Origin of the sequence: Paraflavitalea speifideaquila, from assembly GCF_032395985.1 — a bacterium.
GTDB lineage: Bacteria > Bacteroidota > Bacteroidia > Chitinophagales > Chitinophagaceae > Paraflavitalea > Paraflavitalea speifideaquila.
This window is the reverse complement of the sequence record NZ_CP135920.1, coordinates 5,428,788-5,446,379: the sequence shown is the minus strand read 5'-3', so window position 1 is coordinate 5,446,379 and position 17,592 is coordinate 5,428,788. Positions and strand designations below refer to the sequence as shown.

At 45.9% G+C, this 17,592-nt stretch carries 29 protein-coding genes and 1 pseudogene; 23 read left to right on the top strand and 7 right to left on the bottom strand.

Annotated features, from left to right (window positions below; translation table 11 throughout):
• The first annotated feature begins 289 nt into the window (after positions 1 to 289).
• From RS881_RS37560 to RS881_RS37490, 15 genes are all read left to right on the top strand, one after another.
• The gene (locus RS881_RS37560) at positions 290 to 1,336 is read left to right on the top strand and encodes a carboxypeptidase-like regulatory domain-containing protein (RefSeq protein ID WP_315815450.1); all 1,047 of its coding nucleotides are present in this window, start codon (positions 290 to 292) and stop codon (positions 1,334 to 1,336) included.
• A 217-nt stretch (positions 1,337 to 1,553) separates the two neighbouring features.
• Entirely contained in the window at positions 1,554 to 1,733 is a 180-nt protein-coding gene (locus tag RS881_RS37555; protein ID WP_315815449.1) for a hypothetical protein, read from the top strand.
• Positions 1,730 to 2,917 (top strand): SusC/RagA family TonB-linked outer membrane protein, encoded by a 1,188-nt coding sequence (locus RS881_RS37550; RefSeq protein WP_315815448.1) that lies wholly within the window; start codon positions 1,730 to 1,732, stop codon positions 2,915 to 2,917. Before RS881_RS37555 ends, RS881_RS37550 begins: the two co-directional genes overlap by 4 nt.
• Positions 2,890 to 3,315 carry a hypothetical protein gene (locus RS881_RS37545; RefSeq protein ID WP_315815447.1) on the top strand — a complete coding sequence of 142 codons (426 nt, stop codon included), beginning with the start codon at positions 2,890 to 2,892 and terminating at the stop codon, positions 3,313 to 3,315. Before RS881_RS37550 ends, RS881_RS37545 begins: the two co-directional genes overlap by 28 nt.
• Positions 3,316 to 3,333: 18 nt before the next feature.
• A complete protein-coding gene (locus tag RS881_RS37540; RefSeq protein ID WP_315815446.1) occupies positions 3,334 to 4,041 on the top strand; it encodes a RagB/SusD family nutrient uptake outer membrane protein in 708 nt (235 codons plus the stop codon).
• Complete coding sequence (locus tag RS881_RS37535) at positions 4,038 to 4,571, top strand: hypothetical protein (protein ID WP_315825034.1); 534 nt, start codon at positions 4,038 to 4,040, stop codon at positions 4,569 to 4,571. The genes RS881_RS37540 and RS881_RS37535 overlap by 4 nt, the downstream gene beginning before the upstream one ends.
• Complete coding sequence (locus RS881_RS37530) at positions 4,460 to 4,774, top strand: RagB/SusD family nutrient uptake outer membrane protein (protein WP_315815445.1); 315 nt, start codon at positions 4,460 to 4,462, stop codon at positions 4,772 to 4,774. Before RS881_RS37535 ends, RS881_RS37530 begins: the two co-directional genes overlap by 112 nt.
• A gap of 17 nt (positions 4,775 to 4,791) precedes the next feature.
• Complete coding sequence (locus tag RS881_RS37525) at positions 4,792 to 4,986, top strand: hypothetical protein (RefSeq protein ID WP_315815444.1); 195 nt, start codon at positions 4,792 to 4,794, stop codon at positions 4,984 to 4,986.
• The gene (locus tag RS881_RS37520; RefSeq protein ID WP_315815443.1) at positions 4,983 to 5,387 is read left to right on the top strand and encodes a DUF4843 domain-containing protein; all 405 of its coding nucleotides are present in this window, start codon (positions 4,983 to 4,985) and stop codon (positions 5,385 to 5,387) included. Before RS881_RS37525 ends, RS881_RS37520 begins: the two co-directional genes overlap by 4 nt.
• Complete coding sequence (locus RS881_RS37515) at positions 5,375 to 5,548, top strand: hypothetical protein (protein WP_315815442.1); 174 nt, start codon at positions 5,375 to 5,377, stop codon at positions 5,546 to 5,548. The genes RS881_RS37520 and RS881_RS37515 overlap by 13 nt, the downstream gene beginning before the upstream one ends.
• Before the next feature lie 17 nt (positions 5,549 to 5,565).
• Complete coding sequence (locus RS881_RS37510) at positions 5,566 to 6,228, top strand: PKD-like family lipoprotein (protein ID WP_315815441.1); 663 nt, start codon at positions 5,566 to 5,568, stop codon at positions 6,226 to 6,228.
• Complete coding sequence (locus tag RS881_RS37505) at positions 6,225 to 6,386, top strand: hypothetical protein (protein ID WP_315815440.1); 162 nt, start codon at positions 6,225 to 6,227, stop codon at positions 6,384 to 6,386. Before RS881_RS37510 ends, RS881_RS37505 begins: the two co-directional genes overlap by 4 nt.
• On the top strand, positions 6,383 to 7,030 hold the full coding sequence (locus RS881_RS37500) for a hypothetical protein (RefSeq protein WP_315815439.1): 648 nt from the start codon (positions 6,383 to 6,385) through the stop codon (positions 7,028 to 7,030). The genes RS881_RS37505 and RS881_RS37500 overlap by 4 nt, the downstream gene beginning before the upstream one ends.
• Before the next feature lie 55 nt (positions 7,031 to 7,085).
• Positions 7,086 to 7,379, top strand: coding sequence for a hypothetical protein (locus tag RS881_RS37495; RefSeq protein ID WP_315815438.1), 294 nt, complete (start codon positions 7,086 to 7,088; stop codon positions 7,377 to 7,379).
• Entirely contained in the window at positions 7,376 to 8,392 is a 1,017-nt protein-coding gene (locus RS881_RS37490) for a TlpA family protein disulfide reductase (protein WP_315815437.1), read from the top strand. Before RS881_RS37495 ends, RS881_RS37490 begins: the two co-directional genes overlap by 4 nt.
• Before the next feature lie 134 nt (positions 8,393 to 8,526).
• On the opposite strand, the gene RS881_RS37485 is transcribed toward RS881_RS37490, so the two are convergent.
• The 5 genes from RS881_RS37485 to RS881_RS37465 all read right to left on the bottom strand — a co-directional run bounded on the left by RS881_RS37485 (position 8,527) and on the right by RS881_RS37465 (position 11,587).
• Entirely contained in the window at positions 8,527 to 8,934 is a 408-nt protein-coding gene (locus RS881_RS37485; protein ID WP_315815436.1) for a MutS-related protein, read from the bottom strand.
• A complete protein-coding gene (locus RS881_RS37480) occupies positions 8,931 to 9,386 on the bottom strand; it encodes a P-loop NTPase family protein (protein WP_315815435.1) in 456 nt (151 codons plus the stop codon). The genes RS881_RS37485 and RS881_RS37480 overlap by 4 nt, the downstream gene beginning before the upstream one ends.
• A complete protein-coding gene (locus RS881_RS37475; protein ID WP_315815434.1) occupies positions 9,344 to 9,619 on the bottom strand; it encodes a hypothetical protein in 276 nt (91 codons plus the stop codon). The genes RS881_RS37480 and RS881_RS37475 overlap by 43 nt, the downstream gene beginning before the upstream one ends.
• Positions 9,616 to 10,305, bottom strand: a complete 690-nt coding sequence (locus RS881_RS37470) for a hypothetical protein (RefSeq protein ID WP_315815433.1) — start codon at positions 10,303 to 10,305, stop codon at positions 9,616 to 9,618. Before RS881_RS37470 ends, RS881_RS37475 begins: the two co-directional genes overlap by 4 nt.
• A gap of 85 nt (positions 10,306 to 10,390) precedes the next feature.
• Positions 10,391 to 11,587 (bottom strand): aspartate kinase, encoded by a 1,197-nt coding sequence (locus RS881_RS37465; RefSeq protein ID WP_315815432.1) that lies wholly within the window; start codon positions 11,585 to 11,587, stop codon positions 10,391 to 10,393.
• Between the two features lie 385 nt (positions 11,588 to 11,972).
• Between RS881_RS37465 and RS881_RS37460 the strand changes: the two are divergent.
• The 7 genes and pseudogenes from RS881_RS37460 to RS881_RS37430 all read left to right on the top strand — a co-directional run.
• A pseudogene (locus tag RS881_RS37460) lies at positions 11,973 to 12,515 on the top strand (class 1 fructose-bisphosphatase); the annotation flags it as partial.
• A gap of 143 nt (positions 12,516 to 12,658) precedes the next feature.
• Positions 12,659 to 12,979, top strand: coding sequence for a class 1 fructose-bisphosphatase (locus RS881_RS37455; RefSeq protein ID WP_315824728.1), 321 nt, complete (start codon positions 12,659 to 12,661; stop codon positions 12,977 to 12,979).
• A 180-nt stretch (positions 12,980 to 13,159) separates the two neighbouring features.
• A complete protein-coding gene (locus RS881_RS37450) occupies positions 13,160 to 13,489 on the top strand; it encodes a GNAT family N-acetyltransferase (protein ID WP_315815431.1) in 330 nt (109 codons plus the stop codon).
• A complete protein-coding gene (locus tag RS881_RS37445; RefSeq protein ID WP_315815430.1) occupies positions 13,471 to 13,614 on the top strand; it encodes a GNAT family N-acetyltransferase in 144 nt (47 codons plus the stop codon). Before RS881_RS37450 ends, RS881_RS37445 begins: the two co-directional genes overlap by 19 nt.
• A 336-nt stretch (positions 13,615 to 13,950) precedes the next feature.
• On the top strand, positions 13,951 to 14,355 hold the full coding sequence (locus RS881_RS37440) for a CAP domain-containing protein (protein ID WP_315815429.1): 405 nt from the start codon (positions 13,951 to 13,953) through the stop codon (positions 14,353 to 14,355).
• Between the two features lie 82 nt (positions 14,356 to 14,437).
• Entirely contained in the window at positions 14,438 to 14,995 is a 558-nt protein-coding gene (locus RS881_RS37435; protein ID WP_315815428.1) for an ATPase, read from the top strand.
• Positions 14,996 to 15,010: 15 nt separating this feature from the next.
• The gene (locus RS881_RS37430; protein WP_315815427.1) at positions 15,011 to 15,193 is read left to right on the top strand and encodes a DUF8506 family protein; all 183 of its coding nucleotides are present in this window, start codon (positions 15,011 to 15,013) and stop codon (positions 15,191 to 15,193) included.
• A gap of 189 nt (positions 15,194 to 15,382) precedes the next feature.
• Here the strand turns inward: RS881_RS37430 and RS881_RS37425 are convergent, their stop codons facing one another.
• Positions 15,383 to 15,982: a DUF2306 domain-containing protein gene (locus RS881_RS37425; RefSeq protein WP_315815426.1), complete on the bottom strand. Its 600-nt coding sequence runs from the start codon at positions 15,980 to 15,982 to the stop codon at positions 15,383 to 15,385.
• A 185-nt stretch (positions 15,983 to 16,167) separates the two neighbouring features.
• On the opposite strand from RS881_RS37425, the gene RS881_RS37420 reads away from it, so the two are divergent.
• Positions 16,168 to 16,584: a winged helix-turn-helix transcriptional regulator gene (locus RS881_RS37420; protein WP_315815425.1), complete on the top strand. Its 417-nt coding sequence runs from the start codon at positions 16,168 to 16,170 to the stop codon at positions 16,582 to 16,584.
• On the opposite strand, the gene RS881_RS37415 is transcribed toward RS881_RS37420, so the two are convergent.
• Positions 16,574 to 16,909, bottom strand: coding sequence for a hypothetical protein (locus RS881_RS37415; RefSeq protein WP_315815424.1), 336 nt, complete (start codon positions 16,907 to 16,909; stop codon positions 16,574 to 16,576). The two genes, RS881_RS37420 and RS881_RS37415, sit on opposite strands and share 11 nt — an antisense overlap.
• Positions 16,910 to 17,592 lie beyond the last annotated feature (683 nt).

The window sequence follows — 17,592 nt, the reverse complement described above, 5'->3', positions numbered from 1 at the left end:
AAAATTGGGTTGGCTATGAGAATGACTGCTATTTTGTTACTCGGTGTCTGCCTTCATGTAAGTGCAGAAACCATGTCGCAGCAAGTGACATTGTCCGAAAAGAACATTCCGCCCAATCGGTCTTCAAAAAGATCAGGGAGCAAACGGGGTATACTTTTGTGTATCGAAGTGATTGGTTGCAAGAGGCCAATACGGTTACTATTGAGGTAAAGGAAGCCAGCTTGTGGGCTGTGCTGGACCTTTGCTTCAAAAGTCAGCCTTTTCCTGGGAGGCGATACGCAGAACGATCGTGCTCCGCCGAAAAGAACCCGACCCTGTTTCAACAACTATTACTTCCCCGGTTCTCTTACCGATCATTAAAGGAAAGGTAGTAGATGAAAAAGGGGCGCCCATTGCCGGCGCCAGTGTAGTGGTGCGGGGTACAAAGATTGGGGTGGTGACGAAGCCGGATGGCAGTTTTGAAATAGATGCAGGCAGCGAGAACGTAACACTCACCATCAGTTATGTAGGTTTTGTAGCAAGATCAGTAAAAGTAAAAGACGGGCAGGAGCTGACGATCTCATTGGCCGCAGCCGACAATAACCTGCAGGATATGGTGATCACCGGTATGGTAAACAGGCGCAAAGAAAGTTTTACAGGCGCTTCCGTCTCTTTCTCCAATACCCAGCTCAAAGCGATCGGTAACCAGAATGTGATCCAAAGCCTGCGCTCGCTGGATCCCTCCTTTATCGTGTCAGAAAATAATATCCTCGGTTCCAATCCCAATCAATTGCCGCAGATTGAGCTTAGGGGTAAGACAGCGATCTCTTCAAAAGCATTGCAGAATGAATTTGCAGCCGATCCCAATCAGCCCTTGTTTATCATGGATGGGTTTGAAACGACCTTACGATCGGTAGTTGACCTGGATATCAATCGCATCGAATCGGTCACCTTACTGAAAGATGCAGCTTCTACTGCTATTTATGGGGCCAGGGCTGCAAATGGCGTGGTGGTGATCGAAACGAAAAGACCCAAATCGGGCGCGTTGCAATTGTATTATACCGGCGATTTTAAACTGGATATGCCCGATCTAAGCGGGTACAACCTGATGAATGGAGAAGAAAAGCTGGAGTTTGAACGACTCTCCGGCCGGTACAAGATCTACGAACCAGCGTTGATCGAAGATCAACTGTACCTGGACAGTCTTTATTCATCGAGGCTGGAAAGGGTGCGTAGGAAAGTGAATACGTATTGGCTCAATGAACCGGTACAAATGGGTTTTTCACAAGGGCATTCGATCCGTGCAGAAGGGGAGATAATGTATACAGTTATGCTGCAGGGCTACAATATAAAATAAATGATGGGGTGATGAAAGGATCGGGACGTAAGACCTGGCAGGGCAATATAGACCTTACTTACCGGAAGAACAGGTTGAACGTATTGAATAAGTTTTTGTAAATGGGTATACGGCCAATGAATCGCCCTATGGCAGTTACCAGGAATTTGCCAAGGCCAATCCTTATTATGAAAAATACAATGGGGATGGGGGCGTTGATAAATACCTCGAAGTGTCGTTGAAACGTACCATGCGGGAGGAATATGTAGTGAATCCGCTGTACAATGCGCGGCTCAACAATATATTTGAAACTAAGAATTTCTCGTTTCAGAATAACCTGCAATTGACCTATCAGCTTAGTGCCGACCTGGACCTGCGCGGCGCCATACAGGTATCAAAGGGGCTGGCGACCAGGTGATCTTCTATGCGCCGGAACACAGCATGTTTGACAAATCAGGGCTCTTTGAAAGAGGTAGTTATGAAAGTAAAGGGGTCAACACTTTTGCTTACCAGGCGAATGCGATGGTCACCTATGGCCGTTTATTCAATGGTTTACATAATGTATCAGCCAATGCACGCGTGGAAATACAGGAAGAGAAGAATGAGGCCGTTTCTTCCAAGGTAGTGGGTTTTCCTCACGGTACCAATGGCAATCCTGCCTTTGCGTATAGTTATAGTCCCAACGACCGGCCAAAGACCTTGTACAGTCAGTTCAGGCGGAATAATTTCCTGGTATCGGGCAGTTATACTTATGACAAGCGATGGGTGGCTGATTTTTCTTACCGCATGGACGGGTCCACATCTTTTGGCTCCAATAAGAAATACAGCCCATTCTGGTCGGTAGGAGTGGCGTGGAACCTGCACAATGAGGCTGCTTTTAAAGACAAGGACTGGATCAAGATGCTGCGGGTGAAAATGAATACGGGTGCTACAGGCAATCAAAACTTTTCGCAGGTCACTTCTGTTTCGGTGTATACTTATGAACCATCGCTCAATTTATTCGGACAGGGCTTAACGCTTACCACGCTGGGCAATCCCAACCTTGCCTGGCAAAATACTCAGCAAACGAATATAGGGGTTGATTTTTCGCTGTTTGACGGCCGTTTAGGCGGCTTTGTGAACGTGTATCAGAAATATACAGATCCGCTGATTGTGCCGCTTGATCTGCCTTCTTCAACAGGGCTTTATGCTTATCCTAAAAATGTAGGGCACCTTAATAATAAGGGCATTGAAGCCAATGTCAGGTATTCCCCCATTTATAAACCCAACGGGGGCATGGTGTGGAGTATTGGGGTGACCGGTATTGTACAAAAAGCCACGTATAGCGGGTTGAATGCCGAGCTGAAAGGACTTGATAAAACAGAGGAGATGGGGAAATCGTTAAGAAGGTACCAGGACGGATACAGTCCTGAGGATATGTGGACTGTTCCTTCGCAGGGTATTGATCCTGGTACAGGACGGGAAGTGTTTTTAAAACAGGATGGTACGGTATCCTTTGATTATGATCCACGGGATGTGCGTGTAATGGGTAGTGAACGGCCCATTGTAGAAGGGGTGGTCAATTCCAATTTTTCGTGGAAGGGGCTTTCTGTAGGGTGGTGATCCGCTACCGCTATGGAGGCGACGCTTACAATTATGCATTGTACCAGAAAGTGGAAAATATCAGTGATGATAATGTGTTTTTCAACCAGGATAAGCGGGCGCTTTACGACCGGTGGAAGAAGGTAGGGGATATTTCTAAATTCAAAGCCATTTCTATTACGGCTACTACACCCATTTCCTCGCGGTTTGTCCAGCCAGACAATACGATCACCGGCGAGTCGGTACGGATAGGCTATGAATTTGGCAAAGCCGGATGGCTTAAAAAGCTGGGCATGCGCTCACTGTCGGTGAATGGATACCTCAACGATATATTCCGTATTTCGACCATGAAGCGTGAACGGGGAACAGAGTATCCCTTTGCCCGTACGGTAGCTTTCACGATCAATACTTCATTTTAAACCAGGCAAATTACGATTATGCGTTCCAAACATACTATCATATTTCTATTGGTGTTGATGGGGTCTGTCCTAGGGGCCTGCAATAAATGGCTCGATGTGAAGCCTAAAGATAAGTTCACAGAGATCCAGTTGTTTAATGACCTGGACGGCGCAGCATTAACGATGAACGGTATATACCTGCAATTGGCGAACAGTAACCTATATGGCCGGCAGCTCTCTATGAGTACACTGGAGATATTGGCACAGCGCTACAATATTGGTTCCAGCCATGATGAGCTGACATTGCAGAACTATAACTACGATGACTCGAAGGCCAAAGGCAAAATGGCTGGTATTTGGCAATCAGGTTATGTCGTGATCGTTAATGCCAATGCATTTATACGTAATCTCGATGTGTATGCCGGACCCACGATTCCTGCCAGGTACGATTCTTTGTTGCGGGGTGAGGCCATCGGTATCCGGGCTATGATGCATTTTGACCTGTTGCGCATGTATGGTCCCATTTACAATACAAAGGATTCTACTGCTAAATCCATTCCTTACTACCGGAAGGCTGCCACGCAAATTGCGGAACTGCTGCCGGCCAACCAGGCTATTGACAGTATTTTGGCTGATCTGTTGACAGCAGAGCGATTGTTGCAGGCGGATCCCATTATTTCGGAAGGTGTTGTTAAGTATTTCAGGACAGATGAAAAAGCTGGCTTACCAACAGGAACCTGCGCATGAATTATTATGCTGTAAAAGCCTTACAGGCCCGGGTACACCTTTACCGGAATGACAAGGTAGCTGCTTTGGCAACGGCGAAGTCGGTAGTTGACAATGGCGGTAAGTGGTTTCCCTGGATCCAGGCACAAAGGATCGTTTCTGACCGTACGGACCCTGACCGGGTGTTCGCCAGCGAATTGCTTTTCGGCCTGTTCAATATTGATCTGTATAATACTTACAAGCTGATGTATGCACCAGAGCTTCCTGAAAAGTATATACTGGCGCCCAACGATAGCAGGCTGAAAACGGTATTTGAGAACAACGAAAATGATTACCGCTACAATTCGATGTGGATACTGCCTTCTACAGGTGGTAAGAACTACAAGACCTTTTTAAGTACGCGGATATACAGAACAAGGATAGTGCATTCCGTTACAAGATGCCCATGGTGCGGCTTAGTGAAATGTATTATATCATGGCAGAATGTGAACCAGATGCCACCAAGGCCAGGGAATATTTTAATACGGTACGTAAGAACCGCGGATTGGTAGATATTGCCCCTTCGGCCAACCTGAATACTGAATTGCAGAAGGAATACCAAAAAGAGTTCTGGGGCGAAGGACAGTTGTTTTACTATTATAAACGGAGGAATATTACGTCCATTCCCAATGGTGCAGCCGCTTCGGGAAATATAACGATGAATGCTGCGAAATATGTATTCCCCTTGCCATTGTCGGAAACCCAATACCGTTAACACCTAAACTAACAACCATGAAATACCTGTTTTCTCTATTGATGGTTACAGGATTACTGATGGGTTGCACCAAAGATATTAAGACCTTTGATGGCAAGCCGCAGGTGTACTTTATGTATGCCTCTCAACCCAAGGAATCGTTCAACGATATCCTGGTTGATTCTACTATTTTTACTTTTGCCTTTACTCCTGCCGGAAAAAGGACTCAGTGATCATCATACCGATAAAAGCATCCGGGACGATTATGAATACGGACCGGGCTTATGTATTGAAAACCAATGACTCTTCTACGGCCATTGCCGGGCAGCATTATGAAATAGTGAACAGTGATCTTACGATCGCTGCAGGCAAACTCACGGATACGGTGTATATCAAGCTGAAACGAACCCCTGATATGCTCACCACCTCTTTCAATATTTACCTGGAATTGAAAGGGAATGAAAATTTCAATGTAGACTATACCCGGAAATTAACTTCGGCCGGTGGCAATAAAAGCGTCAGCACCACCTGGCACCGGGTTATGGTGAATGATATACTCAGGAAGCCCAACTATTGGCTGGATACCTTCCTGGGTGTCTTTTCCCGGAAAAACTCTACCTCATGTCTGATCTGATGGGTATTCCGGTAGACCGGCTCAATACGACTATCACTATTGCGGAGCTTATTTACTTTGGCAGGTTCATGCAACGGTATTTGAATGAGCAAAAAGCGGCCGGTAATATCATTAAGGAAGAGGATGGCTCGGATATGATCATGGGCCCATCGGTTCAATAACCTGAAAAGTAAACATTATGAAACTGAATTTGCTACATTATATGACAGGTGCATTCGTTGTATTGATGTTGAATGCCTGTTACAAGGACCTTGGGAACTATGATTATGAGGATCCCAATAAAGTAATCTTTGGCGGTATCAATGATCGGTATTCTGCTATGCAGGGCAGTTACTTTGAGATCATCCCGCAATTGAACTTTACAGACCCTGCTGCTGCTGATTCGGCCAGGTACAAATATGAGTGGATTGGTATGAAGATCGGAGCATTGTTTGCTGATAAACGCAAGGACCTGGGCAACAATAAAGGACTCCGTTTCAAAGTAAACCTTACTGCGGGGAGGTATACGATTTATTACCGGGTGCTTGATACGCTGACGGGTATTCAGTGGCAGAAATCCTTTGAACTGGAAGTGACAAGTAATATTTATGAGGGTTGGATGCTGATGACGGAGGTGAATGGCAAGGCCCGGCTGGATATGATCAATAAGCTGAATAACCAGTACACGGTTTTACCGGATGTATTGACCAGTACGGGATCGGGCCTGAGTTGCAGGGTAAGCCGGTGGCTGTCAATTGTTTCAGGCTGTCGCAGGCAGCCAACGGTTATGCGATATTTCTGGGCACGGATAAAACAACGGAAAGGATCGATGCGGAAACCTTTCAGTATAAAAGTACCATGAATATCAAGTATGAAATGGTATCTAATGTGCCTGATAATTTTGCCCCGCATTCCTTTGGACTTGGCTCATCGGGTATTGTGTATATGATAGAGGGTACAGATGCTTATTATTATGATAATGTATTTAATATTCGCTGGGGCTGCCGGTCAATGTATTGAAAGGTCAAGCGAACACCTTCCGGGTTGCCCCGTTCATGGCACCCAATGCTTCGAGTGGAAGCAATATGACGGCCTTTTATGATATGGACAACAAGCGATTTGTAAGGCATGTAGGATCTGAAGGATCGATGAGCTTCATGCCCGCTACAGATACGCTGTTTGATTACAATACAGGCAAAGACCTGGCCTATATGACATATACACCCTTTGCCAATGGGAATGTATTTGCCATTCTGCGTGAATCAGACAGAAGCAAATATTACCTGGCGCGCTTTACATTGGGCAGCAGTACCAAGCAGGTGGATTATGATGAAATGACGGCTACGGATATTGATAAAGCCTCTTTCTTTGCGGTGAGCCCTGATTTTGGTTATATCTTTTATACAGTGGGGGCTAAATTATATTCCTACGATATATCGGCCATGGCCAGTAAGTTGATGATGGACAAAGGCAATAAAGTGTTTACGCAGCTGCGTTTCCGCAACAGCGAGCTGGTAGCTGCCAGTGTAGATCCCGGCCAGCCTGAGGGCGCCAATGGCACGCTGGAAATATTTACGGTACAACCCGTGCAGGGGCCGCTTGTGCTGCAGAACAGCTGGAGTGGCGTAGGTAAAATTGTAAGCTTTTCTTATCGAGTCCGCTAAAATTATATTCCGCCGGATAGCGCCTTTGTTCGCATCCAACAAACAAATCAACACCATGAAACAGTTTTTATTGTCCTTATGCACTTTGTTGTGCATACACTTTGTTATTGCACAATCCAAACCAACAACGGTTAATGGCCTATTGAGCCGCCCCACCAAAGAAGCGGTAAAACTTTATACGGTCAATCACGGACGACTTGAAGAGATAGCCGCTTCCAGGCCTGATACCTCGGGCAGGTTTGGTTTTCTTTTCTATCCGGCTGTGGAGGGCTTTTATATTATCGGAGTAGGGAGTGAGCAGATACTCATGGATAAACACTCCTTTATTTCAAACCGGGTGACCAGTTGAATGTAACGATCGGGGAGGGTAATTACCAGTTAACCGGAAAGAATAGTAATGAAAACCTGGCATTGGCTAGCTGGCATCAACATGCCGCTACGGTGGAAGAAACTGCGGTTTATTTGCTACGTGGCAAGTCAGCCACGTTTAAAGAATTCTTTCCCCAGCTGGAAAGTTTTACAGGCAGCCTTGCTGGCTGGCAACCTGCCAAAACAGGTAATGCGCCATTCGATGAGGATTTTGCCCGCCGCCGTAAGGCAGATGTGCTGAGCTGGGCCATTGGTTTTATTACCAGTCCCAACTCTGTTCATCCAACGGCTGAAGATTATACGGCTTATTACCAGTCGATAAAAGCTGAAGATTATACGCGTGATGGTTACCTGCTCAGGTATCCCATGGGTGTGCGGTTGGTTTCTTTCCTGCCAATGGTGGAAGATATGGTGGCCGGCCATAAGCTCAATATGCAACTGGATGAGCGCTTGAGCCGTGTATTGAACGATACTTTGAGGGGTGAGATGGTTTTGCAAAATGCCAGCGGTCTCAAAACCTACCTGGGTTACCAGGACCTGGATAAAAATTATGGGAAGTTTATATTGACGGCAGATCAGCAACGGCGTTTATCAGATATCAAGGCAAAACTAGCCAGGGAATCCTCCAAGCCGGGAGCAGCTGGCATTGACTTCACTTATCCTGACCTGGATGGTAAAAAGGTTTCGCTTACTGATTTCAAAGGGAAAGTAGTGCTGGTAGATGTATGGGCTACCTGGTGCGGCCCTTGTAAAGGGGAAATCCCACACCTGAAGAAAATGGAAGAAGAAATGCGGGGCAAGGATATTGTGTTTATGAGTGTATCGGTTGATGAGCAAAAAGACCATCAAAAATGGAAAGATTATATCGCTAAAGAAGCGCTCAAAGGGGTACAGTTGTTTGCTGCCGGGTGGAGTGATATTGCCCGCAATTATGATATCAAGGGCATACCGCGTTTTATGGTGTTTGATAAAAAGGGAATATTGTGTCCATAGATGCACCCCGGCCTTCGGGTACAGAATTAAAGTTGTTGCTGGAAGCTGAATTGAATAAATAAGCCCCCTCTACTCATGTGAATACAGGCTCCTCTATCCAGAGGGGCTTTTGCTTCTATGGCGCTTCCGGCTTATTAAATGATCTCCATTTTCTGCATCAGGAAGGAAGCATTCCTGTTTTTGGCTACGCCGCGTTGGAGGGTATAATCAAAAATGAGTTCGCCATCCCGGATGATGCTTTCAAAACAGTAATTGCTAAGTTGTCCGGGTAGTTCCTGTTCCAATACACTCAGAGAAAGATCGTGGGTGGCAAACATGGTGAGGGAATTGTATTGGAGCAGTTTTTTGATGAACTGTTCGGACCCATGGGTTTTGTCCTCTGAATTGGTGCCTCTCAATATTTCGTCAATCAACACCAGGGCGGGTGTGGACCGTTCCTGCAAATGGCGGATGATCTGTTTCAATCTTTTCAGTTCGGCCATGAAATAAGAAGTATGCTCCTGTAAAGAATCGCTTACCCTGATGGAGGATAAAATATTCATGGGGGTAAATGAAAAGCTGGCAGCACATACGGGGCGCCGCATTGGGCCAGCAGGAGGTTAACACCTACTGTTCTTAAGAAGGTGGTTTTACCGCTCATATTGGAGCCTGTTACCAGGGCCAGGCGTTCTTCTACGCCCAGCGTAAAATCATTGGCTACGCATTCGGCGGCGGGGATCAGTGGATGGGCCAGGCCTTTGCCTGTTATTGATACGCCGGTAGTATTAACCAGGGGCCAGTGCATGGCTGCATTATTAAAGGCGAAAGTAGCCAGGCTGTTTAATGTTTCAATAGCCCCTACGCAATTGATCCATTGTGCAAAATGGTCTTTATGGGTAGCTTTCCACTTTTCCAGCGACGCCATGCATTGCAGATCATATAAGAGGAGGGGATTCAGGAACAGCAGGACGATCATATTGATGCGTTGATCAAAGAGACCTGATAGCTTTGACAATTTTTTATAGCCTGATGCGCAGCAGCAGCCGTGGCTTGTTCTCTTTGTAATAACGTGGCGTTGGCGGTATTGATGCCACTGAATAACCTTAATATAGCTGCATACTGGTCAAGAATGGATTGCTTTTTGCCCAGCAGGCTATGTTGTTGGTTAACTTGTTTGGCAAAGGCGCCAATGATGCACCAGCCAATGAAATAGCCTGCCAGCAGGGGCAGGTAGTTGCCGGTGATCAAACAAAAACAAGGCTTCCCACATTCAAAGCAGGTACCAGCAGGCGTAGGGTAGTGGGCCATTTTTTTCCCTGTAGGATGGGCTGCCAGCGCAACCAGGAAGCCACATCGTGCAGATTGCCTTCTTTTTCGTCATGAAGCAATCCATGGGCGGTGATCAGTTGCCTTAATTCTTTTTGGGTGCTAAGCGACCGTACTGCCTGTTGTTGTTGTTCAATGGCCTCTTTGCCAAGGAGAGATTGTTGTAGTAATCCTGCCAGGGCTTGTGTACCATGATGCGTAGTGGTACGGTTGAGCAGGTGGTATACCGAGTTGGCCCCAAATATATCCAGGTCGCCTGAATAGTTGTCGTTGTTGGTAAATGATACGCCATTGCTAAACTGGTTGGGTTCGTATTGCAGGATGCCCAGTTCATTCCGGTTGAGGAATAATAATTTCTCCAACAGCTTTTTCTTATCACTCAAAGTAAGTGCAATGCGGATGAAGAGGATAAACAGTACCAGGAAGCCACCGGTGGCAATTTTATAAATATCGGCTCCTTGCTGTGCCCATTGCCAGATGCTCCAGGCCAGGGCCAGGAAACTAACCAGGCGGGCACCCGATACCAACAGGCTGCGCTTTTGTAACAGCTGTAATTCAGTACCGTATTGCTGGATCTTTTCTTCGTAAAAAGCGATGGGCGTTTGCATGATGAGAAACGTTATGGGTTGGGTTGCATCAATACCTGTACCGTTTCGGGCGATTGTTGCCTGAGCTCAATACGATGGCCGGCAATCATTTTTGCAGTATTTCCTCATTGTAGTGGCGGATAGTGAGCAGGGTAAGCCCTTTTTCCACAGCTACCTCAAAGAAGGCGGATGCTTCCAGTGCCAGCTTTTCAATTTTATCGGGCCGGTCGTCCAGGCATACCTGTATACTTACAGCACCTGTTTGCATCAGGTTGGGTTTTGTTCTGATCTCGGCCAGCAGTTCATACAGGTCGGCCACCGGTTTTTCACCTACAAAGGAGAAGTCCCTGGAATGTAGGTGTATCAGGGCCTGCTGCGGTTTTACCACAATGATGGGAGGTAGGTCTTTCACCGCTTTATTGTGGATGACAGTACCCGGCAGGTTTTTATCAAGGAAACATTTTACCTGCAAGGGGATGCCTTTGTTTTGTAATGGTTTGATGGTTTTGGGGTGGATCACCTGCGCGCCATAATAGGCCATTTCAATGACCTCGGTATAGTTGAGGGTACTGATAAATTGTGCATCGGGGAATGCCTTGGGGTCGGCATTCATTACCCCTTCTACATCCTTCCAGATGGTTTGGCTTTCGGCATCCAGCATATTGGCAAATACGGCGGCTGTATAATCACTTCCTTCGCGGCCCAGGGTAGTGCTTTCATTTTCATCGGTAGCGCCAATAAATCCCTGAGTAATGATGAGGTCATTGCTTTCAAACAGGGGCAGTATTTCGTCGTTGATCTTTTGTTGGGTAAAGGCCCAATCAATATTGGCATCGCGGAAATTATTATCGGTACGTACAATATCGCGTACATCGATCCAATGGTTGGCAATGCCTGTTTCGTTGAGGTAGGCACTTACCAGGCCGGTAGACAGGAGCTCGCCGGCACAAACAATCTGGTCGTAATAATAGTCGTAACCCCTTACCGGTTTATCATGCAGCAGCCATTCTACCTCGGTAAAGAAGTTGACGAGTTGTTCCAGGGCATCATTGTAGTGGGTTACCAACAGGTATTTGGCGGTGGTAAGGTGCGATTGCTTCACGGCTTCAAACAATAGGAGGGCTTCTTCCTGGTGGTTGTTGAAAAAAGCATCGACTACTTTTTCCAGGGCGTTGGTGGTTTTGCCCATGGCGGAAATAACGACGAGTATCTTTTCATTGGGGTAACTCTGTAATATGTCTGCCACCAGGTGGACCCGCTCGATACTTTGTACACTGGCGCCCCCGAATTTAAAAACCTTCATGCTTGGTTGATAAGTTTATAAGTTGAAAGGTTGACAGGGTTTTGTGGATCACCCGGCAACGGGGGCAAAAGTCGTTAAAAATTGATAGTTAGCGTAGAAGAGGGAGTTGGAAAGCCGGGAAAGTCGGGAAGTCCGGAAGACCGAAAGACCGGGAGTCCGAAAGTCCGGAAGACCGGTAGACATCAGGACCGACTTTCGGACTCCCGGTCTTTCGGTCTATCCGGGCGGAGGGGGCGTAATTGGATAAATATTTACCCCTTTTTGCTTCAGCTATACCGTTTTTGCAGTTCTGGCTTGGCTTTGAAGGGCCCGGCATACTTTGACTTTCAGGGCTTTCGCCTTACTTTTGGCCCCACTTTACCAAACCAACATTAAAACCAGCTACATGAGCACCATCAACCGGCAAGTAATGACCCTGGACGAGTTTACCATCCAACAGCTAAGGGATTTTCCCCATGCTACGGGTGAGTTAAGTGGCTTGCTGCGCGATATGGGAAGGGCTGCCAAAAGGGTGAATGTGGAAGTGAACAAGGCGGGCCTGGTGGATATATTGGGTGATGCAGGGGCGGTGAATGTGCAGGGTGAAGATGTGAAGAAGCTCGATATTTTTGCCAATAACCAGTTTATGGGCGTATTGCAGCATGGTATGAGCTGTGCGGGTATTGCCAGTGAAGAGCTGGACGATTTTGTATCTTTTGAGGATGCAGTAAGCTGTAACTCAAAATACATCTGTATGTTCGATCCGCTGGATGGTAGCGGTAATATTGATGTGAATGTTTCGATTGGCACCATCTTCAGTGTATACCGCCGGGTGAGCCCAATTGGTACACCGGTGGTGGCGGAAGATTTTCTGCAGCCGGGGCGTAAGCAGGTTGCTGCCGGTTATATGGTGTATGGTTCTTCTACCATGCTGGTATATGGCACGCGCCGGGGAGTGAATGGTTTTACCCTCGACCCTTCAATAGGAGAATTCTGTCTTAGTCACCCCAATATCAAATGCCCTGAGTTTGGTAAAATATACTCCGTGAATCACGGTAACTTTTTCAGTACGCTCCTGGTGTACAGAAGTATATTGACCTATGCCAACGCAAAACGAAGGACAATGGCGGTCCCTATACACAACGTTATATTGGCAGTATGGTGGCCGATGTACACCGCAACCTCATTAAAGGAGGCATCTTTATGTATCCCGGCACGACGGATAAGCCCAAGGGTAAATTGCGCTTGCTGTATGAGTGCAATCCTTTTGCCTTTATTGCCGAAGTGGCGGGTGGCAAAGCTACCAATGGCATACAACGGATACTTGATGTGCAGCCCACCGAATTGCACCAACGCTCACCCTTATTTATTGGCAGTAAAGGAATGATGGAAGAGCTGGAAAGCTGCCTGTAAGGAAAGTCCGTTTTGGTGATCAATAGGCGCTCTCTTGCCTATTGTGGCAAAATTTTATTATCTTGCCATTCTACTCGTTGGTCCACGTAAAACACAATGCCTTCAGCAGGTGCACCTATTTGCATCCAGGCAGTTCCATTTTCATTTACTTATTTATTTAACAAGCCTAAAATTGGTTTTATGATCACTATTGTATTATACGAAGACAGGTATGCAGCCGATTTCAAACGCATTAACCTGGAATGGCTGGATAAATACAACCTGACGGAATCACACGACCTGATGGTATTGGATGATCCCCGGGGTACGATCATGGACCGGGGTGGCATCATTTTCCTGGCGATGGCAGGTGATGAAGTAGTTGGTTCGGCTGCACTGATGAAAGAAGGAGAGGGGGAATATGAATTTGCTAAAATGGCTGTTACGCCTGCCTGGCAGGGAAAAGGCATTAGCCGCCAGCTGATTGATCAATGTATGCAAACAGCCCATGAGTGGAAAGCCAAAAACTGACGCTTTTCTCTAATAGTCAGCTTAAAACAGCGATCGGGTTGTATGAGAAATATGGTTTCCGGCATGTAAAAGTGGAACATTCGCCCTTTGCTACGGCCGATGTGAAGATGGAATTGGATTTATGAGGAAATGAATCGGCAATCGGTAATGGGTTGCTGCTTTCGGTACCTTGATAGCATTGGGTAACGGGCATTAATAAATGCCGGTTGGAAGCTTGCTACCCCAATGCCTTTCAAGTAAATGATTCCGATTGTGTTAAATTGTATGTTCATTCACTAAAGCTGGTATAAAATTAGTAAGGGGGTATAGTAAATTTAGTTATTCATGCAAAGGGGACTTTCTTACACAATTGTATTGTATATCAGTGTTTTTATCATTGCCTTTTCTTCCTGTTCCAGCAGTAGGCCGGGTTCTACTGCCTCAAGTCGGCCACCGGTACTAAAACCACCAGCAGGCCCGCCTTGCCCAAGCCCTCTACGGCTACCGTAGCCCCGGGCCTGGAAGACCAGATATTGGATTTGATCAACCAGTACCGGCAAAAGAAGGGATTACCAGCATTGGCTACTGATCCTGTGATTGAAGCGGAAGCCCGCCGGCATACCATTGCTATGGCTTCGCACCGGTCGCCTTTTGGACATGATGGTTTTTCATACCGCAGTAAGGTCATTACGTCCAAAATACCAGGCGTGACGGCTACGGCCGAAAATGTAGCTTATGGCAGCCGGTCGGCCAGGGAAGCGGTGGATGGATGGCTCAGGAGCCCCGGCCATAAAAAGAATATCGAAGGCAAGTTTAAACTTACGGGTATTGGAGTAGCGCGGGATGAAAAGAGTACACTTTACTTTACACAGATATTTGCGAATTAGGGAGCAAAGTCTTTCCCTGCAATTTTACTGTTATTGCAGTTGTGTCTCATGATATAATAGCCTAGATTAGTGAATTTATTGAATGCCTAACTTATACATTATAGCAGGATGCAATGGTGCAGGGAAAACAACTGCGAGTTATACAATATTGCCAGAAATCCTTCATTGTCGGGAATTTGTCAATGCTGATAGTATTGCGGCTGGGCTTTCGCCTTTTAATGCTGAAAGTGTAGCATTGGAAGCAGGTAGAATTATGCTTCATAGAATTAATCAATTGATGGAAGAAAAAGCGGATTTTGCTTTTGAAACTACTCTTTCCACTAGAAGTTATGCATCCTTAGTTAAAAAGGCGCAAGAAATCGGTTACCAGGTAACTTTACTTTTTTTTTGGTTAAATTCTCCCGAATTAGCAATTGAACGAGTTGCTAAGCGGGTGAGCCACGGAGGGCATAATATCCCTGTCAATATTATTGAAAGAAGATATTGTCGTGGGCTTCACAATCTGATGAAAATGTATATTGGAATTTGTAATAACTGGCTGATCGTTAGTAATATGGATGCGGACCCAGATATTATTGCCGAAGGCGGATCAGGAATTGATACGGTCATAAAAATACCGATATTTGGCAGATCATATTGAATCAAAGCAATCAAGGTGATCAATAAACCAACATATAATAGTGAGCTTTCAACAAAAGTTTTGCAAGGAATCAAGGATGCCGTGCGAAAACTTGTTGAAAAAAGTGCCGCCAATGATGAATCGTTGGCCATTGGTGATAAAGACGGAAAAGTAAAGATTGTCCCTGCTAAGGAATTATTAGAAACACTCTCAAAATAGAGGCGAAAAAGCATTCCCATTATCCACAATAATTGTCTCCTGCTTTAGCCATTGATCTCAACCTGTTGCCGGCTTCTTAAAAATATTGGTAAAAAAGATTGCCAGGTTTGTCCAATTCGTGTTGTCCCGGTCATTAGTAGGTTGTAATCCCACTTAAATATTTGTCTATTTTGGATCAGCCTTCATAAATCAGCTCTTTCTACGAAACGCTAACACCACCTCATACACAAACAAAGGCACCGACCAGCCCATCCAAAAGAAAGTAGGGGAGATATCGGCAAAATCACCCAATTGCTTTACCACCGGTAATTTGAGGGCCAGGCCCGAAACAATAAATGCCAGGGTGACGATATAGCTGCGTACCATCCATTCTTTATGCAGTTTGAACTTGCGTTTAATGGCAGCCCAATAAGCAATGACCGTTGCAATGATCCACACACTGACCCAAACCTGCGCAGAAAAGGCATACGCCCAGTTAATGGCATAAGCCGTGGTATGCGCCAGCACCACCGCACTAATGGAACTGGTTAAAATGGCCAGCAGGTAGAGAAAGCCGATGATCCTATGCAGTTTCCAGTTGTTATTGCGTAGTTTTTCCCAAAACTGTAAAGGCCCCAGTATGAGTGCACCACCACCTGCCGTGATATGGGCTATCAGGAACCAACGGTAATTGAAGTATTTACCGAGTGCTTCGCGTGTAAATGCCAGATAATGATCGGCGCCATGCATAAATGTCCAGGTAATGAAAATGATTGCTGCCCACCGCAATAGTTGAAATACATCGCTCAATTCCAGTCTTCTTGTGATTTTCATATTAGTAGAGAATGATTGGTTGTTCAATGTTGACATCGCAAAATTTGGACATTGGCGGGATATGAAAAATAACCGAACAATTATTCCTGTACCGAATAATTGTTCGGTATGAAATGAACTAGGAGGAAGAAAGTATTGTTCTAACTTTACAAACAAAAAAGATGTACGAAAAAAAGATCAAGGAAGACCTGGACTGTGGTATCTACCTGGCGATGAAAGTATTTGGAGCCAAATGGAAACCTTGTATTATTGATGCCATTAACCGTGGCGCCAAACGTCCCAGTGAATTGCAACGGGCCATCAATACGGCCAGTCCCCGGGTGATTGAAATGCAGTTGAGTGAATTGATCAGGTTTGGCGTTATTACCAAGGAAGTGTTTGGAGGTTTCCCCCTTTATGTGGAATATTCACTGACCGGACTGGGCAAAAGCATATTACCCATACTGGTGCAAATGGAAGCCTGGGGGCAGACCAATAAAGAATTCATTAAAAGCAGGAATGGTGACACGGAGATGGATAACAAGACAGAAGTATCGACTTGTTTAGTGGGCGAGGGGCGGCGCTCGCCTAATGCGTAACAATATAATAACCCAGGAGTGCCAATGCCGTGGCAATAAAGAGCATGGAAGAAATGGTATATGGCGGGGAAAGGTATTTCTTATCTTCTTCACTTAGTTCAAAATTGGCTCTCAGGCCAATGGCCAGCTTAAGGCCTACGGTAGCATCATAGAAACCTACCAAATTATTGACAATAATGGCCATGAGGGGCCCTTCAATGGCGGCAACGCGATACCCGATATACGTATATACAATACAAGAGGCAATACTTAACCACATGTAGTTAAAGTTAAGCCGCCGTGAAGCAATGGCGCCAATAGTCCCTATTAATGTTACTGCCACCAAACCGGCGAATAATACCGGGATAACATAAATAGAATGCATGGTGATGTTGGCTGAGGGGTATAGAAATAATATACAAGTGTAAATCTAATCATAAAGTATGGTCAATGCAAGTGGCTATTCCCTAAAACAAAAGCCCCGCTCCAATGAGCAGGGCTTTTATCATATCTATAGTAAGACGAGCGGTATAGTTTACCTTCCTGATATCCATTGATCTCCGCGCAGACCCGCGTGCCCGCAACGATGCCGCCGGTTACCCGTCAGGCGCTGATCGAAATAAACCAACAACCAAAACCTGGGCCTAACACTTTCTGTTTGATAACATCCTGCTCTTTGATTGGTAGTCGACGTTCACCATAACCATTGATCACACGTATCAGAAAATTACCCCAGTGGCAATAGCCCTCAGCTGACAGCCGATCACCATCAGCCAACCGCTAATCGCTATATCTCAACAGCGAAAGCCAGATCAAAAAACTGAAAGACCGAAGCCAAAGGCTCGTAGCTCAAAGCTCGTAGCTCGCAGCTTGTATTCAGCAGTGTTGCACAACACTTCTTCATCATCATCAACCATGCTTAGGGGCCCCGTCCACATGGTCGATCGCTTTGGTAACTGTTCCCTGCAAACGTACAACATTCAGATACCCGTTTCCAAATGCCTGATTGTCGATTCGGCCTTTTTGGTC